We start from the raw sequence: 22,662 nt of genomic DNA on the forward strand, positions 1-22,662 counted from the left end.
GATTAAGTATTCACGACGCTCACAAGTTCACAGGTTAATAAAGCGCTGCAAACTTGTGAACATTTTAAGCCGTGAATATTTAAGTCTTCATATAAAAATTACAACACAACTATTTTGAAAAAACAGCTTTGAACGCCTGTTCAAAATCTGCTTTAATATCATCAATATGTTCTATGCCCACACTTATGCGTACCAGGTTTGGTAAAACGCCCGCAGATGTTCTTTCTTCTTCTGTTAACTGTTCATGCGTGGTAGATGCCGGGTGAATGGCCAGTGTTTTAGCATCGCCCATATTTGCAAGATGGCTGACGAGTTTTAATGAATCAATAAACTTGCTGCCATTTTCAATACCGCCTTTTATACCAAATTGAAGAACGCCGCCGGCGCCTTTTGGCAGGTATTTTTTTGCCAGCGTGTGATAAGGACTACTTTCCAAACCGGGGTACCAAACAAATTCTACATTCGGATGCTGTTCAAGCCACTGCGCCAATGCCAGTGCATTTTCAACAGTACGTTCTACACGCAGGCTTAAAGTTTCTACACCCTGTAAAAACAAAAACGAATTAAACGGGCTGAGTGCCGGACCAAAATCCCTTAAACCTTCAACCCTTGCGCGTATAGCGAAAGCAATATTGGGTAACCCGAGCGGATTGCCTTTACCAAAAGTTTCCCAGAAGTTTAAACCATGATAGCCTTCGCTTGGTTCTGAGAACTGAGGGAACTTCCCATTGCCCCAGTTATAATTGCCGCCGTCAACAATTACACCGCCAATGCTGGTGCCATGGCCGCCAATCCATTTGGTTGCCGCAGCTACCACTACGTTTGCCCCATGCTCAATCGGCCTGAATAAATAACCGGCAGCGCCGAATGTATTGTCAACCACCAAAGGCAGATCATATTCTTTTGCTATGGCGGCAAATTTTTCAAAGTCAGGCACATTCAAACGTGGATTGCCTACAGTTTCCAGGTAAATAGCTTTTGTGTTTTTATCAATATGCTTTTTAAAGTTTTCCGGGTCATCACTATCAGCAAAGCGGGCATCAATACCCAGTCTTTTAAATGATACCTTAAACTGGTTGTAAGTGCCGCCATATAAATAAGAGGTCGAAACAAAATTGTCGCCTGCCTGTAAAATATTATTGAGCGCAATAAATTGTGATGCCTGGCCTGAGGCAACTGCAAGGCCTGCTGTACCGCCTTCCAATGCAGCAATACGCTGTTCCAGCACATCCGTGGTAGGGTTCATGATACGCGTATAAATATTGCCGAATTGTTTTAAACCAAAAAGATTGGCAGCATGTTCGGTGTTGTCAAATCCAAAAGAAGTAGTTTGATAAATAGGCACAGCGCGTGATTTTGTAGTGGGATCAATTTGCTGGCCGGCATGTAATTGAAGTGTTTCAAAACGATAGCTCATAAAAAGTTTTTTGTATAAGGAATTAATAAATGCTTAAGCTTTTGCTTGTTTGTAAGAGAGGAATTTTCAATAAAAAACGGGCGAAGCCCGGCGAGGGGATTATATAGTTATGCCTTGCGGCATACAACAGCAAATACAACAAATACACATGGTAGCCTGTGTAGTAATGATGGTATTAATATTTTGCTGTTTTTGTAACATGCTGTGTAAAAATGCACTGCAAATGTACTTGAGATTTTTATTTGTCACTTAAAAAATTTTTAAATTCATTGTTAAGCTAATTAACCCACGGTTTTACATTATGCGTTTTCGCAAACGTTGTATTATAGAATTCTTTGTAACTACAGGTGCAATAAACAGAAAAGCGCCCCTGACCAGTCAGAAGCGCTTTGAATATTGTTGAAGATATTTTACGAGCATTAATCCTGACTTATCTCTCCCAATTTTAAATTGGAGTTGGAGTTGGCACCTTTTTCCGGCATCAGCCGGAGTGGTTGCCAAGGCTTCATCGGGCCATTCCCTCTGCCTTTCTTGATAAGTTATAAAGAACCGGGTGCAAATGTATAAAGCTTTGGAAAGACCGGTATAATTTATTTTGTTATGAAAGTGTTGGAAATACTAATTCTTTTTTAAGAAGCTGGTTAAATTATTTAACTGAGATTGATTGTGAATAACGGTCAGACGCTTCAGGAAATCGCTTAATCCATTTTACCACTTGAACAAGCGTCAGACCGATAGTTGGCGACGATATTTTTTATTAACTCAAATACTTATCGTTCCTTATGATGCCTTGCGTTTTGTATGCGAAAGGCTGGCTTTCAATTCAGACATGAGGTCTTTTGAACCGGAATGCACTACACGCATTTTGGGTGTCGTGAATTTTTTACCTTTTGCCTTGGCTTTTATAAACTTCAGCAAAGTCTCCGTGTAAGTATCTTTAAAATCCGATATATCAAATTTGCTGCTAAGCTGGTCAATGAGTTTTATAGCCATGTTTATCTCGGCGGTACTCACTTTTGAAGCAGGTACTTTTATATCCTCCGTACTTCTTATCTCTTCTGCAAAACGGATTTTATGCAATACCAATATATTGTCTGAGGGTGATATAAGGCAGAGATTTTCTTTATTGCGCAAAACAAAACTGCCTATTGCTGCCTTTTTTGCTTTTACAAGTGAATCGCGTAATAATACATAAGCTTTAGCACCATTTTTTTCAGGCTCTATATAATAGGCTGAATCATAATAAATGGGTGAAACTTCTTCCGTTTTTACAAATTCCGTTATGTCAATTGTTTTTGTTTTTTCGGGGCTGGCTTTTTTAAAATCCTCATCAGTTAGTATCACATACTGGTTATCTACTTTGTAACCTTTCACGATGTTATCCCAGCCAACTTCCTTTCCTGTTTTCTCATTCACTCTTTTAAACTGGATGTTGGAATGATCTTTTTTGTCAAGCATATCAAGGTCAAGGCTGCCAGATTGTATGGCACTATATAATTTAATGGGAATATTTACAAGCCCAAAACTTATTGAGCCGCTCCATAAAGATCTCATATTTATTTTTTCGAAAACGGTGAAAATATTGTGCCTGATATTTGAAATGGGGAAGTCTTCCCCCAATAAAATTTAATAAGACATCGTTTTTACATCGTTAAACAAACGCATTTGCATAAGGCTTGCCGTAAATTGTTGCAGATGGTTTCGTATGAGGCTTTTAAGCGATGCCCCGAACTTTTTATCTCTCAATAATTTCCTGTATGATTTTAAATACACTTCTTCAAAGAAATCGCAAACACTTTCAACGCTGGAAAGTTTCTTCACGGGCATCAGTTTTTTATTTTCAACATGGTGTTCGTCTTCATTGTCATTGCATATCATAGAATCAATGTGAGAGCGGATTTCATTTTCACACTGCAACGACTCTGATGTAAGCATATACATGCATTTGGCAAACGATTTATCAAAGCTGGCATTGGCTGTAGCTTCAAGGGTTTTGCGCGCTTCGCACATTTTATTTACCATGTTTTTTAAACGCATGCAGATGTAAGAATAATGCGCTGCTTCATTTGGGGTAACCGTCACAAATAGCATAACAATCGTTTTTAATTGTTTAAGAAATGCCGCAAATTATATGCCCTTACTAGTGGTATGATTTTAGCAAATGATTAAATTCTCAGAACTTTTTCCAAACTGCCGAAGGGAACTAAAATTACTTAATTTATTTCAATTATATGCGTAAAACAATTTTTCAGTTTTTTCATTGGTATTACCCAAAAGGAAGGCTGTGGAAGGAGGTGATGCAACAGGCGCGTCACCTTGAATGGCTCGGGATTTCAGATGTATGGCTTCCGCCTCCCTATAAATCCTCTGCCGGTGCAGACGGCGTGGGTTACGACGTTTACGATCTTTTTGATCTTGGTGAATTTGATCAGAAAGGCTCGGTGAAAACCAGGTATGGAACTAAAAAACAATTTATCAATGCGGTAAAAACTTTACACAAACATAACCTGAGCGTCATGGGCGATATTGTACTTAATCATAAAAATGGCGCCGATGAAACCGAAAAAGTGAATGTTATAAAGGTTGACTACCAGGATCGTAATAAAGTTATTTCAGAACCCTTTGAGAAAGACATTAATACAAAATATTATTTCCCCGGGCGTAATAAAAAGTATTCTGAATTTGTTTGGGATTTCCATGCCTTCACCGGCGTAGATGAATGTTCCAGTGACAATGAAAAATGTATTTACAAAATCATTAATGGTTATGGTGATTTATGGGATGATGTGGTTGGCGATGAATTTGGCAATTTTGATTACCTGCTTGGCGCTGATATAGAATTCAGAAATCCTAATGTTACCGCTGAACTGAAATACTGGGGCAAATGGTTTATTGAAACCTGCTATATAGATAGCCTGCGCCTTGATGCAGTAAAACATATTTCGCCTGTTTTTTATAAAGAATGGCTCGATTATCTTAAAGAAACATTTCAAAAAGATTTTTTTACGGTTGCGGAATTCTGGAGCAACGATCTTAAATACCTGCATGAATACCTTGATGTAATGGAAAACCGGGTGCAGCTTTTTGATGTGCCTTTGCACCGTAACTTCTTCGATGCGTCCCGGCAGGGCAAAGATTTTAACCTGCCTGATATATTTAACGATACCTTGTTGCAAACACGTTCGCAAAGCGCTGTAACGTTTGTTGATAACCACGATACGCAGCCGGCACAGTCATTGGAATCTTTTGTTGATTTCTGGTTTAAGCCGCATGCCAATGCCCTGATATTATTGAGGCAGGAAGGCATTCCCTGTGTGTTTTATCCAAGTTACTATGGTGCCTCCTATAATGTAGATGGCAACGATATACATCTTGCACCCGTTCCGAATCTGTATAAAATGCTGATGATACGAAAGAATTTATTTGAAGGCGAACAGCATGATTATTTCGATCATCCCAATTGTATAAGCTGGTTTGTTTCGGGCACAGAGCAAAACCGGAATGCAGGTTTTGTAGTGGTGCTATCAAACGGGGATGATGGATTTAAAGAAATGAATTTAAGTGGCCTGAATGCGAACAGGAAATTTATTGATATAACGGAAAGCTTTGCAGATGCCGTTGTTACAAACAACGATGGCATAGGTATTTTCCCGGTTAAATCACGAAACGTAAGTATATGGATTAAAGAAGAAGCGCTTGAATCCATAAAATAAATATCAATTGAAATATAATCTATGAAATGGGGAATAATCGGCCCTGGAAATATTGCCAGGGAATTTGTAAACGATCTGCAATATGTTAAAGGCGAGCCATGCGAAGTGGGCGCCGTACTTGGCCATACATACGCAGATGCAAAAGCATTTGCAGATAAACACGGTGGCTTTGCAATAAAAGATATAAATGATTTACTAACGCAAAGGCCGCATGCCGTTTATATTGCAACGCCACATCCAATGCATTACGACCAGGCACTGTTTTGCCTTGAAAATAAAATACCGGTTTTATGCGAGAAGCCGCTTGCTATAAATGAGAAACAGGTAAGCGGGCTTATTGAAGCATCAAAAAAGCATAACACATTTTTAATGGAAGGTTTGTGGACACGTTTTCTGCCAAGCTTTCAATTTCTTTTTGATATTATTCAATCAAAAGCGATAGGTGAAATACTGCATTTACATGCAGATATGAGTTTTATAGCAGAGAAAGATAAAACCAACCGCTTTTTCAATCCCGAGCTTGGCGGCGGTTCTTTGCTTGATGTGGGTGTTTATACAATTTATCTAAGTTATCTTTTGCTGGGCAATCCTGATAAAATTTTTGCCTGCGGAAAAGTAAACGAATCACATATTGATGAAACCTGTGGTATTACACTGCAATATAATGACGGGAAATATGCTATGCTTGAATCTTCCATCATTACGCAAACGCAAAACAATGCATGGATTTATGGAAGCAAGGGAACGTTGCGTGTAAAAAGGCCCTGGACCGAACATCCCGAACGAATTGATGTTCGCATTCTTAATGCCCCGGCCCGGGAACACTATCCGTCATGGGAGGGGAGGGGTTTTCAGTTTGAAATAGAAAATGTAATTAAATGTTTAGGCAGCAATAAAATTGAAAGCAGTATTATTCCCCATAAAGCTAGCCTTGACGTTGTGAAAATTATGGACGAAGTGCGTTCACAGCTTAATATTATTTACCCGCATGATCAATAATAAATTTCCTGATTTTTATTTGAGGCACTCAAAACCCGCTTAAGCCAATACTTATAGTTAAGAAGCTTCAGCCGGAGTAATTTCCATAAAAATAATCCTGGCACGAAGCTTTTTATCAGTTATTATTTAGATATTTGTCTAAATATACAAACGTTTAAATGAATATTGTATTCAAGGCCTTGAATGATGCCACCCGCCGGCAGATACTGGAACTGCTGCAGAAAACCGATCTCACGGCGGGCGAAATAGCAGAGAATTTCAATATTTCATTTCCCAGCATTTCGCATCATCTTGATTTGCTGAAGCAGGCGAAACTGGTAACCACTAAAAAAGAAGGCCAGTTTATTTATTATTCATTAAACACAACCGTAATGGATGAAATTGTAAAATGGCTTTTGCAGTTTAAACCTAAAAAGAAATAATAATATGAAAACACTGTTACTTAATCTTATCTGGCTGGTATTGCTTGCGCCGGCTGTTTACCTTGCTACGGTATGGGACCAAATTCCGGCTACCGTTCCAACGCATTTTGATTTACATGGCAATGCAGATGGTTACAATAGCCGTGAAAGCTTTCAGCGTATTATTATTGCATTCATTATTATTAATGCCGGCGTGTATTTAATTGTGAGTAATATTTACAGGATTGATCCGAAGAAAACCGCATCGCTGAACAAAGACCGCATGCAAAGAATGGGTTTGTACGTGTGTGCTTATCTTTCAGCCATTGCCATGATGATTATTTATGCAAGCTTGCACAATGATCCTGCATTAATAATGAAATTTGTTTTTATTGCAATGGGTTTATTATTTGCATTAATTGGAAGCAATATGTATAATATAAAACCTAATTATTTTGCCGGCATTCGCCTGCCATGGACGCTGGAAAGTGAAGATAACTGGCGCCGCACCCACAGGTTTGCCGGAAAGCTTTGGTTCTTTGGTGGCTTATGTATAGCCCTTATTGCTTTTGTATTCACCGGCGATCCTGCATTATATGCAAGTGCGGTCATTACAGCTGCGGTAGTTATTATTCCCATAATTTATTCTTACAGTATTTATAAAGATCAAACAAACAAATTATAGATATGAAACTAAAGCTTTTAATAATCGCTATAAGTTTTTTTGCAATTAACAGGCTAAGGGCCCAGGCAAACTTTTCAGGCATGTGGAGCGCCACGCTTAAAGTGGCAGGAGACATCAGGCTTATACTACATGTAAACCTGCAGCCCGATGGAACTTATACGGCCACATTTGACAGTCCGGATCAAAAGGCTATTGGCATTAAATGCGATACCGTTTTAATAGCCAAAGACGCTTCTGGAAATGAGCTGCTTACTTTCATTATCAGTAAATATAAGGTGAGTTACACAGGTATGTTGCTGAATGATACGACGCTTTCCGGCACTTTTACACAGGTGGCCAATGTTCCGCTTGATTTTCACAGGGGCGTAGTGCCGCCGCCACCGGTGGTGCTCCGCCCGCAAACACCAAAGCCGCCATTTCCATACAGGAGCGAAGAAGTGGTTTACACTAAAAATGGTTTGCAATATGGAGGAACCATTACTATTCCTCAAAACGGCAGAAAATTTCCTGCTATTATTTTAATTACAGGTTCCGGGCAGCAGGACCGCGATGAAACTATATTCAGCCATAAACCTTTTGCTGTATTGGCTGATGCGCTTACGCGGGACGGTTTCGTGGTGCTGCGGGTTGATGACCGTGGTATAGGCAACAGCACCGGCAATTTTGCGGCATCCACCTCAGCAGATTTTGCAAAAGATGTAAACGCTTCGCTTGATTATTTAAGATCAAGGCCTGAAGTAAATGATAAAAACATTGGCCTGCTTGGCCACAGCGAAGGCGGTATGATTGCGCCAATGGTAGCATCTGCAAGAAAAGATGTAAAATTTATGATTTTGCTTGCAGCGCCCGGCGTAAAAATTATTGATTTAATGGCAGAGCAGAATGCAGCCATTATGCGGTCTGCAGGAATGAATGCGTCATTTTCAGAAAACTTCAGATCACTTTATAAGCAATTAATACCTGCTATAATAAACGCTGCTGATACAACCGCAGCATTAAATAATGCTTTGCCGATATTAATTAACTGGCAGGCGAAAATTGATACAGTGGATCTTCGTAAGCTTGGTTTTAAAACACCCGATGATAACAGGCAATATATTAAAGAACAAATAGCACTGGCATCTACACCCTGGTTTAAATATTTTATACAATTTGATCCGCAGCCTTATCTTACCAAATTAAAAAAAGTGAAGGTGCTTGCATTAAACGGCAGTAAAGACATACAGGTTGTGTCAAGCCAGAATTTGCCTGGCATACAAAGTGCACTGGTCCGTGGCAAAACAAAAAAATTCCAGGTAAAAGAATTGCCCGGCCTTAATCATTTATTTCAAACCTGCAAAACCTGCACTGTTGCTGAATATGGAAAACTGGAAGAAACAATTGCACCTGTGGCGTTACAAACAATTACAACATGGCTTAATCAAAATGTAAAGTAGAATGAATTATCTCGCCCATGCCTGGCTTTCATTCCATCAACCTGAAATATTGGTGGGCAATATGATAAGTGATTTTGTGAAAGGGAAGAAGCGGTTTGAGTTTAATGAAGCAGTTCAGAAAGGGATAATGCTGCACCGGCATATTGACACATTCACAGATGACCACCCGGTAACAAAAGCAGCAAAGCAATTCTTTAAACCTGCAGTTGGTTTATATGCGGGTGCTTTTGTTGATATTGTGTACGATCATTTTCTTGCAAAAGATAGCGGAGAGTTTAAAAACGAGGACCTCTTGCAGTTTTCGCAGTTTGTTTATACAATTCTTGAAGAAAACATTCATATCCTGCCGGAAAAATTTGCCCGTATTTTTCCTTATATGAAAAGCGATAACTGGTTATATAACTATCAAACTTTATATGGAATAAAGCAGAGCTTTGGTGGGCTGGCGCGCCGTGCAAAATATCTTGATAACAGCGCTGAGGTCTTTACAGCTTTTGAAACAAATTATAAACAATTGCAGCAATGTTATAGTGAGTTTTTCCCCGCTGTTAAAGAGTTTGCATATAAAGAACTGGAAAAATTATCGGGGTAACTATTATGTTCATACTATAAAGCAAAATGATTGCACTATTATGTGCAACCATTTTATTATTCATTAGTATTCATCAGTTCCCGGCTGTATTTGCCGCTTCATTTACATTGGCATCAATAAACTCTTCAGCTTTAATTACTGTTCCGTTTGCAGCAATATTTAAGCAATATAATTTATCGTTTTTTCCCACTTTTATTTCATAAGAAGTGTTGTTGCCGCTGGTGATTTCTGTAACACCTTTTATAGTGCCTGCATTTACTTTTTTATTCAATGCCATTACAATGTTGGTTGGCAAATCTTTACCATCGGAATATTTCCACGAACGCACAAAAGCTCCTTTTTTATTGTATAATATTTTTTCGAAATCACCATTCTCATAAAAGCTAACAAAGTAGCCGCCTTCTGCCTCATTCCATTTTACATTCACTGCATTGGGAAATGTTTTTTTAAATTGTTCAACAATTTTCGAATCCGGTGCTGCTGCCACTGACAGTGCTAATAATAATACGCTTGCACAGGAAACCAAGATCTTTTTCATAGTATTTAGTTTTATTTTTTTGAAACTTTATTTTGATTTTGATAAACCGAATGTAGGTGCAGTAATGAGCGCTGGCAAAGCATTATACACCACTGGTTTGTTAAAGACAGTTAAAGATCATTCAGTCATTCATGTTACATTCTCCAAATAAAAAAACAAGCAACTAAAGCCGGATTTTTAACCACTGAAGTAAAGAGAATCATATAGGCCTGCAGCAATGCGTTTTTGTTAAGTAGTGTTAAAGCAATGATGAACGGTTAAAGGCAAGCTCAATATGAACCGGTTTTTGTAATCTTTGCAAATAGTAGAGAACAGTTTTAAAGCAAAAGATCGATTATAAACAATTCAATAAAAAGATTTTATGAGTAATGAAGCAAAATCATATAAAGGGCTGGGTACAAAATTTATACACGCAGGTGTTGAACCCGATCCTTCCACCGGCGCTATTATGACGCCCGTTTATCAAACATCCACTTATGTTCAGTCTGCACCGGACACACATAAAGGTTATGACTATTCACGTGCCGGCAACCCCACGAGAACGGCATTGGAAAATGCTTGTGCACAAATCGAAAATGGTAAATATGGGTTGGCTTTCAGCAGCGGCGTTTCGGCAACAGATGCTGTAATACGATTATTAAATCCGGGTGATGAAGTAATTGCTTCTAACGATATGTATGGCGGCACTTACCGTCTTTTCTCGAAGCTGTTTGAAAAATTCGGGATTAAATTTTTGTATATTAATCAGCAGGATATTAAAAACGTCAGCGATGCTATAACAACCAATACAAAACTCATCTGGATAGAAACGCCCACCAACCCGTTGATGAATATTGTTGACATTGCTGCCGTTACCCAACTGGCAAAGCAGCGTAAAATATTGGTTTGTGTTGATAATACTTTCGCTTCTCCTTATTTGCAAAATCCGCTGGATCTTGGTGCAGATATCGTAATGCATTCATCAACAAAATACCTCGGTGGCCACAGTGATGTTGTGCAGGGATGTTTGGTTATGAATGATAAACAATTGCGCGATGACCTGTATTTTATTCAGAAAAGCAGCGGTGCCGTGCCCGGCCCACAGGATTGCTTTCTTGTTTTACGCGGTATAAAAACTTTGCATGTGCGCATGCAGCGGCATTGCGAGAACGGGGAAAAAATTGCCAGGTATTTGCGTAACCATCCAAAAGTGGCAAAGGTTTACTGGCCTGGTTTTGAAGATCATCCAAACCATGCAATTGCAAAAAAACAAATGCGTGGTTTTGGCGGTATGATAAGTTTTGAGCTGAAAGATGAAAGCGCTGAAGAATTAAAACGTGTTGTTACTTCCACCAAAATTATTGCGTTGGCAGAAAGCCTTGGAGGGGTTGAAAGTTTAATCAATCATCCGGCAACAATGACGCATGCTTCCATACCAAGGGAAGAAAGAATAAAGAATGGCTTGAAAGATTCACTTATCCGTTTAAGCATTGGTATTGAAGATGCAGATGATTTGATAGAAGATTTGAAACAGGCTATCGGTTAATAAACTTATTATAAGAAATCAGCGGCTTCGCAGCGCTGTTAAATAATGCCTTGTTAGTATTAATCTGACAAGGCATTTGTATTTTTAAAAAAATAACAGGAATATGTTACACACTATACTTGGGGCAAACGGCAGCATTGCCAGTGAATTACTACCAATACTGTTACAACATAATGAAAACGTAAGGTTGGTATCGAGAAATCCAAAACCTGTTGATGGCGTTGAAACCGTAGCTGCTGACGCTACAAATTATGAACAGGTTTTAAAAGCAGTTGAAGGTTCCGGCATCGTTTATCTGTTAATTGGCCTTGAATATAAAATTGAAGTGTGGCGTGAACAATGGCCAAAGATTATGCAGTATGTTATTAATGCCTGTAAAGCAACCAATGCAAAGCTTATATTTTTTGATAATGTTTATATGTATGGAAAAGTAAGCGGGCCTATGACGGAAGAAACGCCATTTAAGCCTGTAAGTAAAAAAGGCCAGGTTCGGGCGGCCATTGCAACCATGCTTTTAAATGAAATGAAGGCGGGCAACATTAAAGCGCTCATTGCACGGGCCGCAGATTTTTATGGTCCGGGAGCAGGTGCAAAAAGTGTTATAGGCGTTTTGGCATTTGATAAATTACTCCATAATAAAACGCCGCAGGTAATGGCTTCGGCAAAACCGCTGCATTCTTATACTTACACGAAAGATGCAGCGGAAGCTTTATATATTTTATCGCAGCATGAAGAAGCTTTTGGAGAAACCTGGCATTTACCAACAGCCTCACCTGCATTATCATCAATAGATTTTATAAATATGATTGCAGAAGAAACAGGCATGTTACCTAAAATACAAACTATACCCAAATTTGTTATTTCAATTACAGCTTTATTTAATTCGTTGATGCGTGAACTGAAAGAGATGCTGTACCAGAATGAATATGACTATGTTTTTGATTCATCCAAATTTGAGAAGACGTTTAATTATATACCTACGCCTTACAGGAAAGGAATAAAAGAAACGCTTGAGTGGATGAGAAATCAATAGTTACATATCGTTCACAATCTTTTTATAGCTTGTAACCACACCTTTAATTAAAGATGAACTGAAACCCTGGTGCTCCATTTCATTCAAACCCGCAATGGTACAGCCTTTGGGCGTTGTAACCTTGTCAATTTCCTGTTCGGGATGCGTGTGTTGCGTGAGTAATAATTCGGCTGCGCCCTTCACCGTTTGTGCGGCAATCAATGATGCGGTTTTAGCGTCAAAGCCGATTTCAATACCGCCTTGTATATTAGCGCGTATGTACCGCATTGCATAGGCCGTGCCACAGGCGCCAAGCACGGTGGCGGCATCCATTAATTTTTCTTCAATAAAAACAACCTTGCCCAACTGGCTGAATAATTCTCCCATAAATTGCGATTGTTCTTCATTTGCACCATGACTGCATATACAGGTTATGCTCTGCCTGATGGCAATGGCTGTATTGGGCATGGCGCGAAAAACCGTAAACTCCGTGCCTAATATTTCCTGTATATCTTTAATCCATACACCTGTCATTACACTTACAATCTGGTGCTTAAGCGGGTCAAGGTCATCCTTCAACTGTTCAAGTATATCTTTTACCTGGAAAGGCTTTACTGCAAGGATGATCCATTTAGCGTAACGCGCCGCATCTTTATTGTTGCTGCTTACCATTACACCGCGTTCTTCCAGTGAACGCAATGTATCAATATTCCTTTTTGTAAGAATAATATGCTGCGGTTTTGCAAACCTGCTGCTTATCAGCCCTTCGGCAACGGCGGAGCCAAGGTTGCCTCCGCCTATAATTGCAATCTTGTCTTTCATACACTATAATTATGTAAGTACTTATATAATTTGGGCATCAGCAAAAATCGTTATAACATCCCAATTATCTTGCCCCATTGCAGAAGTTGAACCACTTCAGCGATGGTAATGCTGTTCAGCCCCTGTACTAAAATTAAAGCCGCTTCATTTTTTTGAGCGGCTTTAATTAAATGCTATCTCAAAAATAACAATTCCCTATACTTCGGTAACGTCCAGTTATCGTCGTTTACCAATGTTTCAAGTTTGTCAGCATGATAACGGATGCCATCAAAAAACTTCTCCTTCACATCGCTGCAATAAGCAATAGCTTTTGTACGTGTATCTGTCATGTTGTTCGCTATCTTTCTATGCTCAATCAGGTCTTTCACTTTTGTATATACTTCCTGCAAATGACCGGATATGCGCTTTAATATTTCCAACTGGCTGGCATAAGCAGATTCAGGTAAACCGGCCTCTTTCAAACCACGAATATTTTCAATTAATACATTCTGGTATTCCACAACGGAAGGGATGATATGGTTTAGAGCCAGATCGCCCATAACCCTTGCTTCAATCTGTACCTTCTTTATATACTTTTCCAGTTCGATTTCATGGCGGGCTTCAATTTCAGAATGCGTGTAAACTTTATTGCTTTCGAATAATTCTTTTGCTTTATCGCTCACCATTGCATCAAGTGCCAATGGTGTTGTGGGGGTATTTGATAAACCGCGGCGTTCTGCTTCATGATGCCATTCCTGGCTGTAATTATCACCTTCAAACAAAATGCTTTTGCTTTCTGCAATATATTTTTGAATGATATGCATAATAGCGATTTCTTTTTTATCGCCTTTATCCATCAGCGCATCCACGTCTTTCTTAAACTGTTTCAATGTTTCAGCCATAATTGTGTTTAGGGCAATCATTGCGTTTGCACAGTTGGCAGAAGAACCTACAGCACGAAACTCAAATTTATTTCCGGTAAATGCAAAGGGCGATGTACGGTTACGGTCGGTATTGTCCAGCATCAGTTCAGGAATGCTGCGGTGCAGGTCTAATTTTAAAATGGCTTCATCCTGCTCATCAAATTTTTCGCCCACCCTTGTTTCAATATCATTCAAAACATTGGTAAGATATTCACCAATAAACACCGAAAGAATGGCAGGCGGCGCCTCGTTGGCACCAAGCCTGTGATCGTTAGATGCCGAAGCAATGGCTGCACGTAAAATATCGGCATAATCATGCACCGCTTTAATGGTATTCACAAAAAATGTAAGGAACATAAGGTTGGTTTTTGGCGTTTTGCCTGGTGCTAATAAATTAACGCCGGTATCGGTTGCCATGCTCCAGTTATTATGCTTGCCGCTGCCATTTATGCCTGCAAAAGGTTTTTCGTGCAATAATACACGCAGGTTATGCCTGCGTGCCACGCGGTCCAAAACATCCATTAAAAGCGTATTATGGTCAACAGCAAGGTTCACATCTTCAAATATCGGGGCGCATTCGTATTGTGAAGGCGCCACCTCGTTATGTCTTGCGCGTAATGGAATGCCTAGTTTATAAGCTTCCATTTCATAGTCACGCATAAAGGCGTAAACTCTTTCCGGTATAGAACCAAAATAATGATCTTCCAGTTGCTGGCCTTTTGCGGGTGAAGCGCCGAAAACTGTTCTGCCGGTTAAAATAATATCCGGGCGGGCATTGGCGAGGCCTTCATCAATTACAAAATATTCCTGTTCCCAGCCAAGCGTAGCCGTAACGTGGGAAATATTTTTATCGAAGAAATTGCAAACATCAACGGCGGATTTATTTAAGGCTTCAAGTGCTTTAAGCAAAGGCGCCTTGTAGTCAAGCGATTCACCCGTATAGGAAACAAATATGGTAGGAATACAAAGCGTTTTGCCATGGCCAATCTCCATTACAAAAGCCGGGGATGAAGGATCCCAGGCCGTATAACCGCGGGCTTCAAAAGTTGCCCTTAAACCCCCGCTTGGAAACGAGGATGCATCGGGTTCCTGCTGAATAAGCGCGGCGCTGTCGAATTCCTCAATAGGCATTCCATCACTTTTCAATGTGAAAAAGGAATCATGTTTTTCGGCGGTTGTGCCGCTTAAAGGTTGAAACCAGTGCGTAAAATGTGTTACGCCTTTGCTTTCGGCCCAGGCGCGCATGCCTGTTGCAATCTGATTGGCAACAGAACGGTCTATTCTTTTTGAATCTTTTATGCTGGAAGAAAGGCTTTTATAAGCTTCATTGCTTAAGAATTCGCGGGCCGTTTTAAGCGTAAAAACGTTTTCGCCAAATATGGCGCTTATTTTACCGGAGCTATGCACTGAAACATGCTCTGCATCCCCGCTGAGCTTATTAACAGCTTCGAATCGTAAAGACATATTGATATTTTTTTAAGTTTTAAACAAAAAAACTGAAATTTTCTGTAAGAAGGGGGCTTTCTTACACATATTATATTTAGTTTCTATTTTCTGAAATTAAAAAACCCGGTCTAAGCCGGGTTTTAAGTATTGTGAATTAACGGAGTTTCTTATAAACCAGCTTCTGCAGCTTTAACCGTTTTAATGATACGCGCTGCTACTTTATATGGATCGGCGGCAGAGTTTGGACGACGATCTTCCAAATAACCTTTCCATCCTTTTGCAGGCACCATTACAGGAATGCGGATAGATGCGCCGCGATCAGAAACGCCGTAGCTAAAATCGTGGATGCTGGCTGTTTCGTGTTTACCGGTTAAACGTAAATGGTTATCGGCGCCATATACTTCAATATGCTCTTTAACCACACCGCGGAAACCTTCACAAATTTTGTCGAATATTTCTTTGCTGCCGGCATTCCTCAATGTACTGTTAGAGAAATTAGCATGCATGCCTGAGCCATTCCAGTCTAATGCGCCAAGCGGTTTACAATGCCAGTTAACAGCAACGCCGTATTTTTCACCGATTCTTTCCAACAGGTAGCGGCCAATCCAAATTTGATCACCGGCTTCTTTAGCGCCTTTTGCAAAAATCTGGAACTCCCACTGCCCGGCAGCAACTTCTGAGTTGATGCCTTCCACATTTAAACCTGCTTCCAGGCACGCATCGAGGTGTTCTTCAACAATTTCACGACCGTATGCATTGGCTGCTCCAACAGAGCAATAATATGGGCCCTGCGGGCGGGGATAGCCGCTTGCAGGGAAGCCAAGTGGTTTGCTGGTTTCGGGGTTCCACAGGAAGTATTCCTGTTCAAAACCAAACCAGAAATCATTGTCATCATCTTCTATGGTAGCGCGTCCGTTAGATTCGTGAGGAGTGCCATCTGCGTTAAGTACCTCGCACATAACAAGATAGGCGTCTTTTCGCTGCGGGTCTTTCACAAAAAAGACCGGTTTCAATAAACAGTCAGAAGAACCACCCGGAGCCTGTTCTGTAGAAGAACCATCAAAGCTCCATATTGGTAAATCTTCAAGTTTACCGCTGAAATCCTTTTCAATTTTTGTTTTGCTGCGCAGGCTTTGGGTGGGCTTGTAACCATCAAGCCAGATGTACTCGAGTTTTGTTGCTGCCATAAATAGTAAATTTTTGCAAAAGAAAAGAAATAAAATAAAAAAATATTTATTTCTTTAAATTTTATGAAAAATCAATTAAAAAATAAAACATTTAATTTTTAATCATATGTAGACAGCAATCGTTAGTTTTTGAATATTATAGCCCAAAAACGCCTGCATTTATTGATTGCAGAGCTTGTTTCTTGTAGTCTGACGCAATAAGTAATGAAATATTATGATGGCTTCCCCCATAACTTACCATTCTTACCGGTATTGCATCAAGCGAATTAAATAATTTTTTTAATATATCTTCAGACTGGGCAATTTCGTTTCCAACAATTGATATAATGGTCTGATCTGTATCAGTTTCAACTGTTCCCAACGGCTCGAGCTCTTTTATAATATGCTGAAGGTTAGTGGGATCGTCAATGGTAACAGAAACCGCCACTTCTGAAGTGGTGATCATATCAATAGATGTCTTGTATTTTTCGAATACTTCGAAAATCCTTCTTAAAAAACCATAAGCCAGCAGCATGCGGCTGCTCTTGATTTTAATAGCAATTATACCGTCTTTAGCCGCAACAGCTTTAACGCCTACGCTCATGGCATCCTGGTTAATGGTTGTTCCCGCAGCTTGCGGCTCCATCGTATTCAATAATTTAACCGGTATATTGTAAGAACGTGCGGGCCATATACAAGCCGGGTGCAGGATTTTCGCCCCGAAATAAGCCAGTTCGGCTGCTTCGTCAAAACTCAGGTATTCCACTGCAACGGTTTTGTCCACAATACGCGGATCATTATTATGCAAGCCGCTGATGTCAGTCCATATTTCGCAAACTTCTGCATTCAAAGCCGCGGCAATAAGAGATGCCGTATAATCGCTGCCGCCACGTTTCAAATTATCAACTTCACCTCTTGAATTGCGGCAGATGTAGCCTTGAGTTACGAATAGCTTTGTTTTGGGGTAATGCTGCAGCAACTGGCTAAGCTTTACCTTAATGCTGCCAATTTGTGGCTCACCCTGCGCATCTATACTCATAAATTCAAGCGCAGGCAGCAATATGTGATCTTCCTTTATCTCTTCAAGATAAACGCTGAATAATTTGGTACTGAGCAATTCGCCCTGTGCAAGAATATCCTTGTTTAAGGCTTCGCTGAATGATATTTTAAGAATGATATTTAAAAACTCGAAATGCTCGGAAACAATAGCGTTCGCTTTTTTCTTTCCTTCTTCCGTAGAAACCAGCGTATCCACAAACTTTCGGTAATGCGCTTCCAGCTCTTCAATTTTTTTGGCTGCTTCGCCACGATAGCCTTCCGCAATAGCGTTACTGATATTTACCAGGGCATTTGTTGTTCCGCTTAAAGCGCTCAGTACAACTATTTTAGGTTTATCATCAGCCGTAATAAGCTGGAGCACCTGGTTCATACGCTGTGGCGTACCTACGCTGGTACCGCCGAATTTCATAATTTTCATAACATCTCCTGAACCTGATAGTAAGGTTCATTTTTTATAAACTGGTTTTAAAAGTGCGCAAAATTAATGGGTAAACTGTTACAGAAGTTTGTTTTGCAGTTGTTCATAACCTTCGTCAATGAGTAGATTGCTGCCATCGGCGGCGGCAGTAGCTAATTCATCGCAACGATTATTATGTATATTATCAGCATGACCTTTTACCCAAACGAATTTTATTGAATGCTTTTTGGCGAGGTGATAATATTGCATCCAGAGATCTTTATTTTTTTTACCGCCTTTAAAATCAGTCCTGATCCATCCATCGAGCCATTTTTTCTCAACAGAATTTAAAACATACTGGCTGTCGGTATAAATAAGAATATCCAGTCCTTCCTTCGTTAAGGCCTTTAAGGCAACAATAACAGCCATCAATTCCATGCGGTTATTAGTGGTAAGCCTGTAGCCGGCAGACAACTCTTTTTGTTTATTACCCCACATTAGAATAGCGCCGTAGCCACCCCGCCCCGGATTGCCCCGGGCGGCGCCATCGGTATAAATAATCAATTGTTTTTCGGGCATAAAATCAAATGGTGTATTCTCCTTTAAGATAGGTGATGGCCTGCCCGCTCATTAACACACGGTTTTCTTTCAATTCACATTCAAGAAAACCTTTTCGCTTTGAAAGCTGGGCGGCGGATAATGTTGTTTTGCCCAATTCTTTTGCCCAATAAGGAACCATAATAGTATGTGCAGAACCGGTAACGGGATCTTCATTAATACCACTTTGCGGGTAAAAACACCTCGATACAAAATCCACATCATGGCCTCTGGCTGTTGTAACAACGCCCCTGGCTTTTACTTTGGCAAGGCTAGCAAAATCGGGTTGCAGGTTTTCTATGCTGCGCTGATCCGGCATTAAAACCATATAATCAAATGAAGTTTTAAAAACCGGTGCATTTTCAATTTTAAGGCCTTCAAACAGGCCTTCCGGAATTTCAGTAATTAATTCGGGAGGATTAGCAGGGAAATCAAGCGTATAGACATTTTCAGCTTTGTGCGCTACTTTCAATAATCCACTTAAACTTTTAAAATGTATTTCCGGTTTGGAATAACCAAGTTCAGTATAAAATATATGAGCGCTTGCCAGTGTAGCGTGGCCGCACAGTTTTACTTCTGTTGAGGGCGTAAACCAGCGAATACGAAAATGATCATCTTCCTGGACAATGAATGCCGTTTCTGAAAGATTATTTTCAGCAGCAAGATTTTGCATTACGGTTTCAGGCAACCATTCCTGCAACGGGCAAACGGCGGCAGGGTTGCCGCCAAACAGCTTGCGGGTAAAAGCATCAGCAATATATATAGGTAGTTTCATCCGTTATTTTATAGGCCTGGCGGAACGCCCAATAAACACGCTCAAAAGTGTCAAAATTTTGCATGGGCGTTTCATGAATGTTAAGTTAAACATAAAGCAAAAAAGGAAAGCAGCTTTGCAAACAGTAAAAATGTTTTACCCGCAAAATCATTACAGGTTTTCCTGCTCTTTGGCAAAATTGCATTCTAAATAAGAGAAAACAAAATAGGGTTTAAGGAAACAGGCCGGTAAAAATTTTTTTTTAATTGATTAAACCTTGCAAAAAGTGCGAGGTCTATTACAAAACACGCAGTAATTAACTCACAATATTTAAGATTTGCAGCAGGGTTAAATCAGGGTGGCCAGCGGGATGCGGTCACCCTCCTTTTTTGCTGGATACCAGTAACAGCTTTTCACTCCTGAGAGTTTTTCGAATTCATAATCCAAAGTGACTTACTGTAAAACGAACAGTTTTCTGCTAAAAAATCATCTATCACCCTTACTATTTTTTGATAATCAAGCCGTTTTTTAACCTGCAAAAAACCTTTTGAAATTGCCTCTTAAGTTTACTACCTTGTACTGTTAATCTAAAACTTGCTATATGAATTACGAGTATTCCCAAACCGATTTTTCCCGCGGTATCCTGAGCGGTTTGTTTGCGGGACTTACTGCATGTGTTGCCAATACTTTATTTGTACTTGCTTACAGAAGCATTACACAATTCTACGAATTTAATGGCCTGGATGTGACCGTGATTGTTTTTGGTTCCATCTGCCAGTTAATAGTCTGCGGCTGGATGTTTTACCTTTTTGTACACAACCTTAAGAAAGGAATTGCCTTTTACAGAATGGCCGTAGTACTGGTTACGGTAATTATTTTCTTTTTAGGAATTATGGCCCGGCAATCAATAATGGGCAGTGCTCCGGGGGATTTTAAATTTATGGTGGTGGGTACACAGGTAATAATTGGATGTCTTGCAGCCTTTTTTATACCCTATCTTTTTAGCCATGATAAGTTGATAAGCTGAGGACTTCTGAGTTATTAAAGGTTAACAGCCACGAATACCGATTGGTTAGCGATAATTCAACAGTGTATTCGTGGCTGTTTGTTTTTTAATCGAGCCGGTAAGCCACTATGCTGTTTTTCCAGAAAGTGGGTACGTAAACAATCTTGTTATCTGCATCGTAGGTGAGGTCTGCAGTATTCTTTTTTTCTTCCCTGGTGTCGAGCAATAGCTGTTTATTGCCGGGGCTGATATGCCAGATAGCGCCGGCCCAGCAGGAAACAATAAAATTGTCGCCACCAGTATTTTCAATGCCATCAGTACCGCCTTCCATTCCCTCAGCAAGCAGGATTAATGTTTTATCAGTATTTACTTTATAGGCACTGCCATTATCTAAAATGTAAAGCGTTTTGTTATGCATTAATACACCATTGGGGCCTTTAAGGTTTTCGAGATAAACGCTTGCCTTCTCATTTTCAACCCTGAATATTTTTTTATTTTTTGAATCCGATACCCAAATCACGCCATCGTCTCCAACAGAAATATCGTTCAGGCCGCCGGCACCGTCAACTTTTATGATGGTTTCAATAGCACTTTTCTTCGTATCAATTACAACTATATTTGATAAATCGGCAACATATAATTTGCCCTTGTATAATCCCAGTCCTTTGGGTGCATTCAAGCCGGTTACCCAGTCTGTTGCAATTATTTTTCCATTAAGCCCAACCTTTCCAACTGACCCTTTGCCATCCGCGCCCCAGGGATCAGTGCCATCAATATTTGATACGTATAAAACTTTATTCTCCCTGTCAAGCAAAACGCTCTCCGGCACTTTTAAGGCAGAATCGGTTTCCCAAAGTTTTGTGAGCTTGTGCTGTGCAAATGTTGTATTCAGCCAACAAAAGCAAAAGAAGATTACGGTGTACAAGATTTTCATGATAGCTGTTTTATTGAACGATAAAAATATAATAGCTCAGCCATGTGGCAAAGCATTTTAGCACTTAATTGTTATCATTAACAAGCTTTATAAAGGCGCCAATAAAAACTTGCAGGGCTTTATTCGTTAGCTCATCTTTTATATTTCCATCGTTATCAACTTTTCCCTTTATGCCGTTTATGAGTAAAGTGGTATCGTCAATGAAAATTGTTTCAAGTGTGCGCATAATCAATTTAAGTTCTTCATGCCCTTTTACGCCGGAGGCGGAAGCTGTAATTAGACCTGCTGGTTTTTTTGACAAAACCGTTGTTGAAACACACCATTCAATCGCATTCTTTAATCCTGAAGGAATGCTGAAAACATATTCAGGCGTGCAGATAATAATGCCATCGGCCCGCTTAACAGCATTGCGAAAATCAATAATTATCTGAGGTGTGTTTTCAATCGATAATTCCGGATTGAAATGCGGTAATGCAGCTAAGCCTTCAAAAATATTTACATTAAACTCATCAATGGTAAGTGCCGCAATTTTTTGTACTAGTTTTAAATTAGAAGAATTTTTACCGGCGCTGCCAATAATAGCAAAAATGTTTTTCTTTATATGCATTTTATGAATGAAAAGATGCAATGATTAAAACACACTGCATCTTATAATCTTTTTATTTTAAAAATATAGATCAACGGATCAAACTCACCATCACTTTCCGGTGCATCGTAAATGCTATGCACTACATTCATGCCTTTTACTACTTTACCAAAAGCAGCATAGCCCTGCCCGTCTGCATTATTGGCACCGCCATAATCCAGGCCCGGTTGATCGCCAACGCAAATAAAAAATTCTGTATTGGCTGTTCCGGGTTCAAGCCTTGCCATAGATATAACGCCATTCTTATGCAGGATTTTTGTTTGTGCTGTGGTTTCATGTTTAATGCCAGGCAGGCCTGCTGAAAGTTTATAATTTGTTTTCCATAAACCGCCCTGTATTAATTCAGATTTTGGCGCATTGCTTGGTTGCTCATCATCTCTCAACACACGGTAGAATGCTGAATTTGTATAATAACCGGAATCAACATAACGCAAAAAAGCCTTTACTGTTTCAGGCGCCTGTTCAGGATAAAGCTCAACTTCTATATCTCCAAATTTTGTTGAGATATCAACATGCGGGTTTTTATTTTCAGCACCTTTGCAGGCGGTTATAAAAACAATAACAATAATCAAAAGGTTCCGGCGATTCATTATGCTTACCTGTTAATTCGTTTAT

The 22,662-nt window shown here is 39.8% G+C and carries 22 protein-coding genes and 1 riboswitch; of the genes, 9 read left to right on the forward strand and 13 right to left on the reverse strand.

The annotated features are described in order from the left end of the window. Positions 1 to 109: 109 nt before the first annotated feature. The 3 genes from ACTHN6_RS17075 to ACTHN6_RS17085 all read right to left on the reverse strand — a co-directional run bounded on the left by ACTHN6_RS17075 (position 110) and on the right by ACTHN6_RS17085 (position 3,508). Positions 110 to 1,417, reverse strand: a complete 1,308-nt coding sequence (locus ACTHN6_RS17075; RefSeq protein WP_440436990.1) for an O-acetylhomoserine aminocarboxypropyltransferase/cysteine synthase family protein — start codon at positions 1,415 to 1,417, stop codon at positions 110 to 112. Between the two features lie 427 nt (positions 1,418 to 1,844). Continuing rightward, positions 1,845 to 1,958, reverse strand: a riboswitch (SAM riboswitch). 239 nt (positions 1,959 to 2,197) lie between these two features. Then, positions 2,198 to 2,971 carry a non-homologous end joining protein Ku gene (gene ku / locus ACTHN6_RS17080; RefSeq protein ID WP_440436991.1) on the reverse strand — a complete coding sequence of 258 codons (774 nt, stop codon included), beginning with the start codon at positions 2,969 to 2,971 and terminating at the stop codon, positions 2,198 to 2,200. A 72-nt stretch (positions 2,972 to 3,043) separates the two neighbouring features. Then, complete coding sequence (locus ACTHN6_RS17085) at positions 3,044 to 3,508, reverse strand: hypothetical protein (protein WP_440436992.1); 465 nt, start codon at positions 3,506 to 3,508, stop codon at positions 3,044 to 3,046. 140 nt (positions 3,509 to 3,648) lie between these two features. Here ACTHN6_RS17085 and ACTHN6_RS17090 point away from each other — a divergent pair, with 140 nt between their 5' ends. From ACTHN6_RS17090 to ACTHN6_RS17115, 6 genes are all read left to right on the forward strand, one after another. After that, complete coding sequence (locus ACTHN6_RS17090) at positions 3,649 to 5,130, forward strand: alpha-amylase (protein WP_440436993.1); 1,482 nt, start codon at positions 3,649 to 3,651, stop codon at positions 5,128 to 5,130. 21 nt (positions 5,131 to 5,151) lie between these two features. Then, positions 5,152 to 6,129, forward strand: a complete 978-nt coding sequence (locus ACTHN6_RS17095) for a Gfo/Idh/MocA family protein (protein ID WP_440436994.1) — start codon at positions 5,152 to 5,154, stop codon at positions 6,127 to 6,129. A gap of 158 nt (positions 6,130 to 6,287) precedes the next feature. Continuing rightward, positions 6,288 to 6,551, forward strand: a complete 264-nt coding sequence (locus tag ACTHN6_RS17100; protein WP_440436995.1) for an autorepressor SdpR family transcription factor — start codon at positions 6,288 to 6,290, stop codon at positions 6,549 to 6,551. Positions 6,552 to 6,555: 4 nt separating this feature from the next. Beyond that, positions 6,556 to 7,215, forward strand: coding sequence for an SdpI family protein (locus tag ACTHN6_RS17105; RefSeq protein ID WP_440436996.1), 660 nt, complete (start codon positions 6,556 to 6,558; stop codon positions 7,213 to 7,215). A gap of 2 nt (positions 7,216 to 7,217) precedes the next feature. Continuing rightward, positions 7,218 to 8,651, forward strand: coding sequence for an alpha/beta hydrolase family protein (locus tag ACTHN6_RS17110; RefSeq protein WP_440436997.1), 1,434 nt, complete (start codon positions 7,218 to 7,220; stop codon positions 8,649 to 8,651). A gap of 1 nt (position 8,652) precedes the next feature. Then, entirely contained in the window at positions 8,653 to 9,243 is a 591-nt protein-coding gene (locus tag ACTHN6_RS17115; RefSeq protein ID WP_440436998.1) for an ACP phosphodiesterase, read from the forward strand. Between the two features lie 73 nt (positions 9,244 to 9,316). Here the strand turns inward: ACTHN6_RS17115 and ACTHN6_RS17120 are convergent, their stop codons facing one another. Continuing rightward, positions 9,317 to 9,781, reverse strand: coding sequence for a hypothetical protein (locus ACTHN6_RS17120; protein ID WP_440436999.1), 465 nt, complete (start codon positions 9,779 to 9,781; stop codon positions 9,317 to 9,319). A 361-nt stretch (positions 9,782 to 10,142) separates the two neighbouring features. Between ACTHN6_RS17120 and ACTHN6_RS17125 the strand changes: the two genes are divergently transcribed. Beyond that, positions 10,143 to 11,306: a cystathionine gamma-synthase gene (locus ACTHN6_RS17125; RefSeq protein ID WP_440437000.1), complete on the forward strand. Its 1,164-nt coding sequence runs from the start codon at positions 10,143 to 10,145 to the stop codon at positions 11,304 to 11,306. A 103-nt stretch (positions 11,307 to 11,409) separates the two neighbouring features. Next, positions 11,410 to 12,339, forward strand: a complete 930-nt coding sequence (locus tag ACTHN6_RS17130; RefSeq protein WP_440437001.1) for an NAD-dependent epimerase/dehydratase family protein — start codon at positions 11,410 to 11,412, stop codon at positions 12,337 to 12,339. Here ACTHN6_RS17130 and proC read toward each other — a convergent pair whose 3' ends face one another. The 6 genes from proC to ACTHN6_RS17160 form a co-directional block, all read right to left on the reverse strand. After that, positions 12,340 to 13,140, reverse strand: coding sequence for a pyrroline-5-carboxylate reductase (proC, locus tag ACTHN6_RS17135; protein ID WP_440437002.1), 801 nt, complete (start codon positions 13,138 to 13,140; stop codon positions 12,340 to 12,342). A 173-nt stretch (positions 13,141 to 13,313) separates the two neighbouring features. After that, positions 13,314 to 15,506, reverse strand: coding sequence for a glutamine synthetase III family protein (locus tag ACTHN6_RS17140; RefSeq protein ID WP_440437003.1), 2,193 nt, complete (start codon positions 15,504 to 15,506; stop codon positions 13,314 to 13,316). 149 nt (positions 15,507 to 15,655) lie between these two features. After that, positions 15,656 to 16,675 (reverse strand): glutamine synthetase beta-grasp domain-containing protein, encoded by a 1,020-nt coding sequence (locus ACTHN6_RS17145; RefSeq protein WP_440437004.1) that lies wholly within the window; start codon positions 16,673 to 16,675, stop codon positions 15,656 to 15,658. Positions 16,676 to 16,811: 136 nt separating this feature from the next. Next, the gene (locus ACTHN6_RS17150; RefSeq protein ID WP_440437005.1) at positions 16,812 to 18,122 is read right to left on the reverse strand and encodes an aspartate kinase; all 1,311 of its coding nucleotides are present in this window, start codon (positions 18,120 to 18,122) and stop codon (positions 16,812 to 16,814) included. An 87-nt stretch (positions 18,123 to 18,209) separates the two neighbouring features. Continuing rightward, positions 18,210 to 18,689, reverse strand: coding sequence for a ribonuclease HI (gene rnhA / locus ACTHN6_RS17155; protein WP_440437006.1), 480 nt, complete (start codon positions 18,687 to 18,689; stop codon positions 18,210 to 18,212). Positions 18,690 to 18,693: 4 nt separating this feature from the next. After that, complete coding sequence (locus ACTHN6_RS17160) at positions 18,694 to 19,482, reverse strand: PhzF family phenazine biosynthesis protein (protein ID WP_440437007.1); 789 nt, start codon at positions 19,480 to 19,482, stop codon at positions 18,694 to 18,696. A gap of 580 nt (positions 19,483 to 20,062) precedes the next feature. Between ACTHN6_RS17160 and ACTHN6_RS17165 the strand changes: the two genes are divergently transcribed. Further along, the gene (locus tag ACTHN6_RS17165) at positions 20,063 to 20,488 is read left to right on the forward strand and encodes a hypothetical protein (protein WP_440437008.1); all 426 of its coding nucleotides are present in this window, start codon (positions 20,063 to 20,065) and stop codon (positions 20,486 to 20,488) included. Positions 20,489 to 20,573: 85 nt separating this feature from the next. On the opposite strand, the gene ACTHN6_RS17170 is transcribed toward ACTHN6_RS17165, so the two are convergent. From ACTHN6_RS17170 to ACTHN6_RS17180, 3 genes are all read right to left on the reverse strand, one after another. After that, a complete protein-coding gene (locus ACTHN6_RS17170; RefSeq protein ID WP_440437009.1) occupies positions 20,574 to 21,401 on the reverse strand; it encodes an SMP-30/gluconolactonase/LRE family protein in 828 nt (275 codons plus the stop codon). A 64-nt stretch (positions 21,402 to 21,465) separates the two neighbouring features. Continuing rightward, on the reverse strand, positions 21,466 to 22,008 hold the full coding sequence (locus ACTHN6_RS17175) for an NADPH-dependent FMN reductase (protein ID WP_440437010.1): 543 nt from the start codon (positions 22,006 to 22,008) through the stop codon (positions 21,466 to 21,468). A gap of 41 nt (positions 22,009 to 22,049) precedes the next feature. Next, the gene (locus ACTHN6_RS17180; RefSeq protein WP_440437011.1) at positions 22,050 to 22,637 is read right to left on the reverse strand and encodes a peptidylprolyl isomerase; all 588 of its coding nucleotides are present in this window, start codon (positions 22,635 to 22,637) and stop codon (positions 22,050 to 22,052) included. Positions 22,638 to 22,662: the final 25 nt, after the last annotated feature.

The sequence above is a fragment of the Parafilimonas sp. genome (genome assembly GCF_051953455.1).
Taxonomy (GTDB): Bacteria; Bacteroidota; Bacteroidia; order Chitinophagales; family Chitinophagaceae; genus Parafilimonas.

What these genes read in the sequence shown, in the direction of transcription:
- ACTHN6_RS17075 (WP_440436990.1), bottom strand. Translation starts at nt 1,417, where the DNA reads ATGAGCTATCGTTTTGAAACACTTCAATTACATGCCGGCCAGCAAATT.
- ku (WP_440436991.1), bottom strand. Translation starts at nt 2,971, where the DNA reads ATGAGATCTTTATGGAGCGGCTCAATAAGTTTTGGGCTTGTAAATATT.
- ACTHN6_RS17085 (WP_440436992.1), bottom strand. Translation starts at nt 3,508, where the DNA reads ATGCTATTTGTGACGGTTACCCCAAATGAAGCAGCGCATTATTCTTAC.
- ACTHN6_RS17090 (WP_440436993.1), top strand. Translation starts at nt 3,649, where the DNA reads ATGCGTAAAACAATTTTTCAGTTTTTTCATTGGTATTACCCAAAAGGA.
- ACTHN6_RS17095 (WP_440436994.1), top strand. Translation starts at nt 5,152, where the DNA reads ATGAAATGGGGAATAATCGGCCCTGGAAATATTGCCAGGGAATTTGTA.
- ACTHN6_RS17100 (WP_440436995.1), top strand. Translation starts at nt 6,288, where the DNA reads ATGAATATTGTATTCAAGGCCTTGAATGATGCCACCCGCCGGCAGATA.
- ACTHN6_RS17105 (WP_440436996.1), top strand. Translation starts at nt 6,556, where the DNA reads ATGAAAACACTGTTACTTAATCTTATCTGGCTGGTATTGCTTGCGCCG.
- ACTHN6_RS17110 (WP_440436997.1), top strand. Translation starts at nt 7,218, where the DNA reads ATGAAACTAAAGCTTTTAATAATCGCTATAAGTTTTTTTGCAATTAAC.
- ACTHN6_RS17115 (WP_440436998.1), top strand. Translation starts at nt 8,653, where the DNA reads ATGAATTATCTCGCCCATGCCTGGCTTTCATTCCATCAACCTGAAATA.
- ACTHN6_RS17120 (WP_440436999.1), bottom strand. Translation starts at nt 9,781, where the DNA reads ATGAAAAAGATCTTGGTTTCCTGTGCAAGCGTATTATTATTAGCACTG.
- ACTHN6_RS17125 (WP_440437000.1), top strand. Translation starts at nt 10,143, where the DNA reads ATGAGTAATGAAGCAAAATCATATAAAGGGCTGGGTACAAAATTTATA.
- ACTHN6_RS17130 (WP_440437001.1), top strand. Translation starts at nt 11,410, where the DNA reads ATGTTACACACTATACTTGGGGCAAACGGCAGCATTGCCAGTGAATTA.
- proC (WP_440437002.1), bottom strand. Translation starts at nt 13,140, where the DNA reads ATGAAAGACAAGATTGCAATTATAGGCGGAGGCAACCTTGGCTCCGCC.
- ACTHN6_RS17140 (WP_440437003.1), bottom strand. Translation starts at nt 15,506, where the DNA reads ATGTCTTTACGATTCGAAGCTGTTAATAAGCTCAGCGGGGATGCAGAG.
- ACTHN6_RS17145 (WP_440437004.1), bottom strand. Translation starts at nt 16,675, where the DNA reads ATGGCAGCAACAAAACTCGAGTACATCTGGCTTGATGGTTACAAGCCC.
- ACTHN6_RS17150 (WP_440437005.1), bottom strand. Translation starts at nt 18,122, where the DNA reads ATGAAATTCGGCGGTACCAGCGTAGGTACGCCACAGCGTATGAACCAG.
- rnhA (WP_440437006.1), bottom strand. Translation starts at nt 18,689, where the DNA reads ATGCCCGAAAAACAATTGATTATTTATACCGATGGCGCCGCCCGGGGC.
- ACTHN6_RS17160 (WP_440437007.1), bottom strand. Translation starts at nt 19,482, where the DNA reads ATGAAACTACCTATATATATTGCTGATGCTTTTACCCGCAAGCTGTTT.
- ACTHN6_RS17165 (WP_440437008.1), top strand. Translation starts at nt 20,063, where the DNA reads ATGAATTACGAGTATTCCCAAACCGATTTTTCCCGCGGTATCCTGAGC.
- ACTHN6_RS17170 (WP_440437009.1), bottom strand. Translation starts at nt 21,401, where the DNA reads ATGAAAATCTTGTACACCGTAATCTTCTTTTGCTTTTGTTGGCTGAAT.
- ACTHN6_RS17175 (WP_440437010.1), bottom strand. Translation starts at nt 22,008, where the DNA reads ATGCATATAAAGAAAAACATTTTTGCTATTATTGGCAGCGCCGGTAAA.
- ACTHN6_RS17180 (WP_440437011.1), bottom strand. Translation starts at nt 22,637, where the DNA reads ATGAATCGCCGGAACCTTTTGATTATTGTTATTGTTTTTATAACCGCC.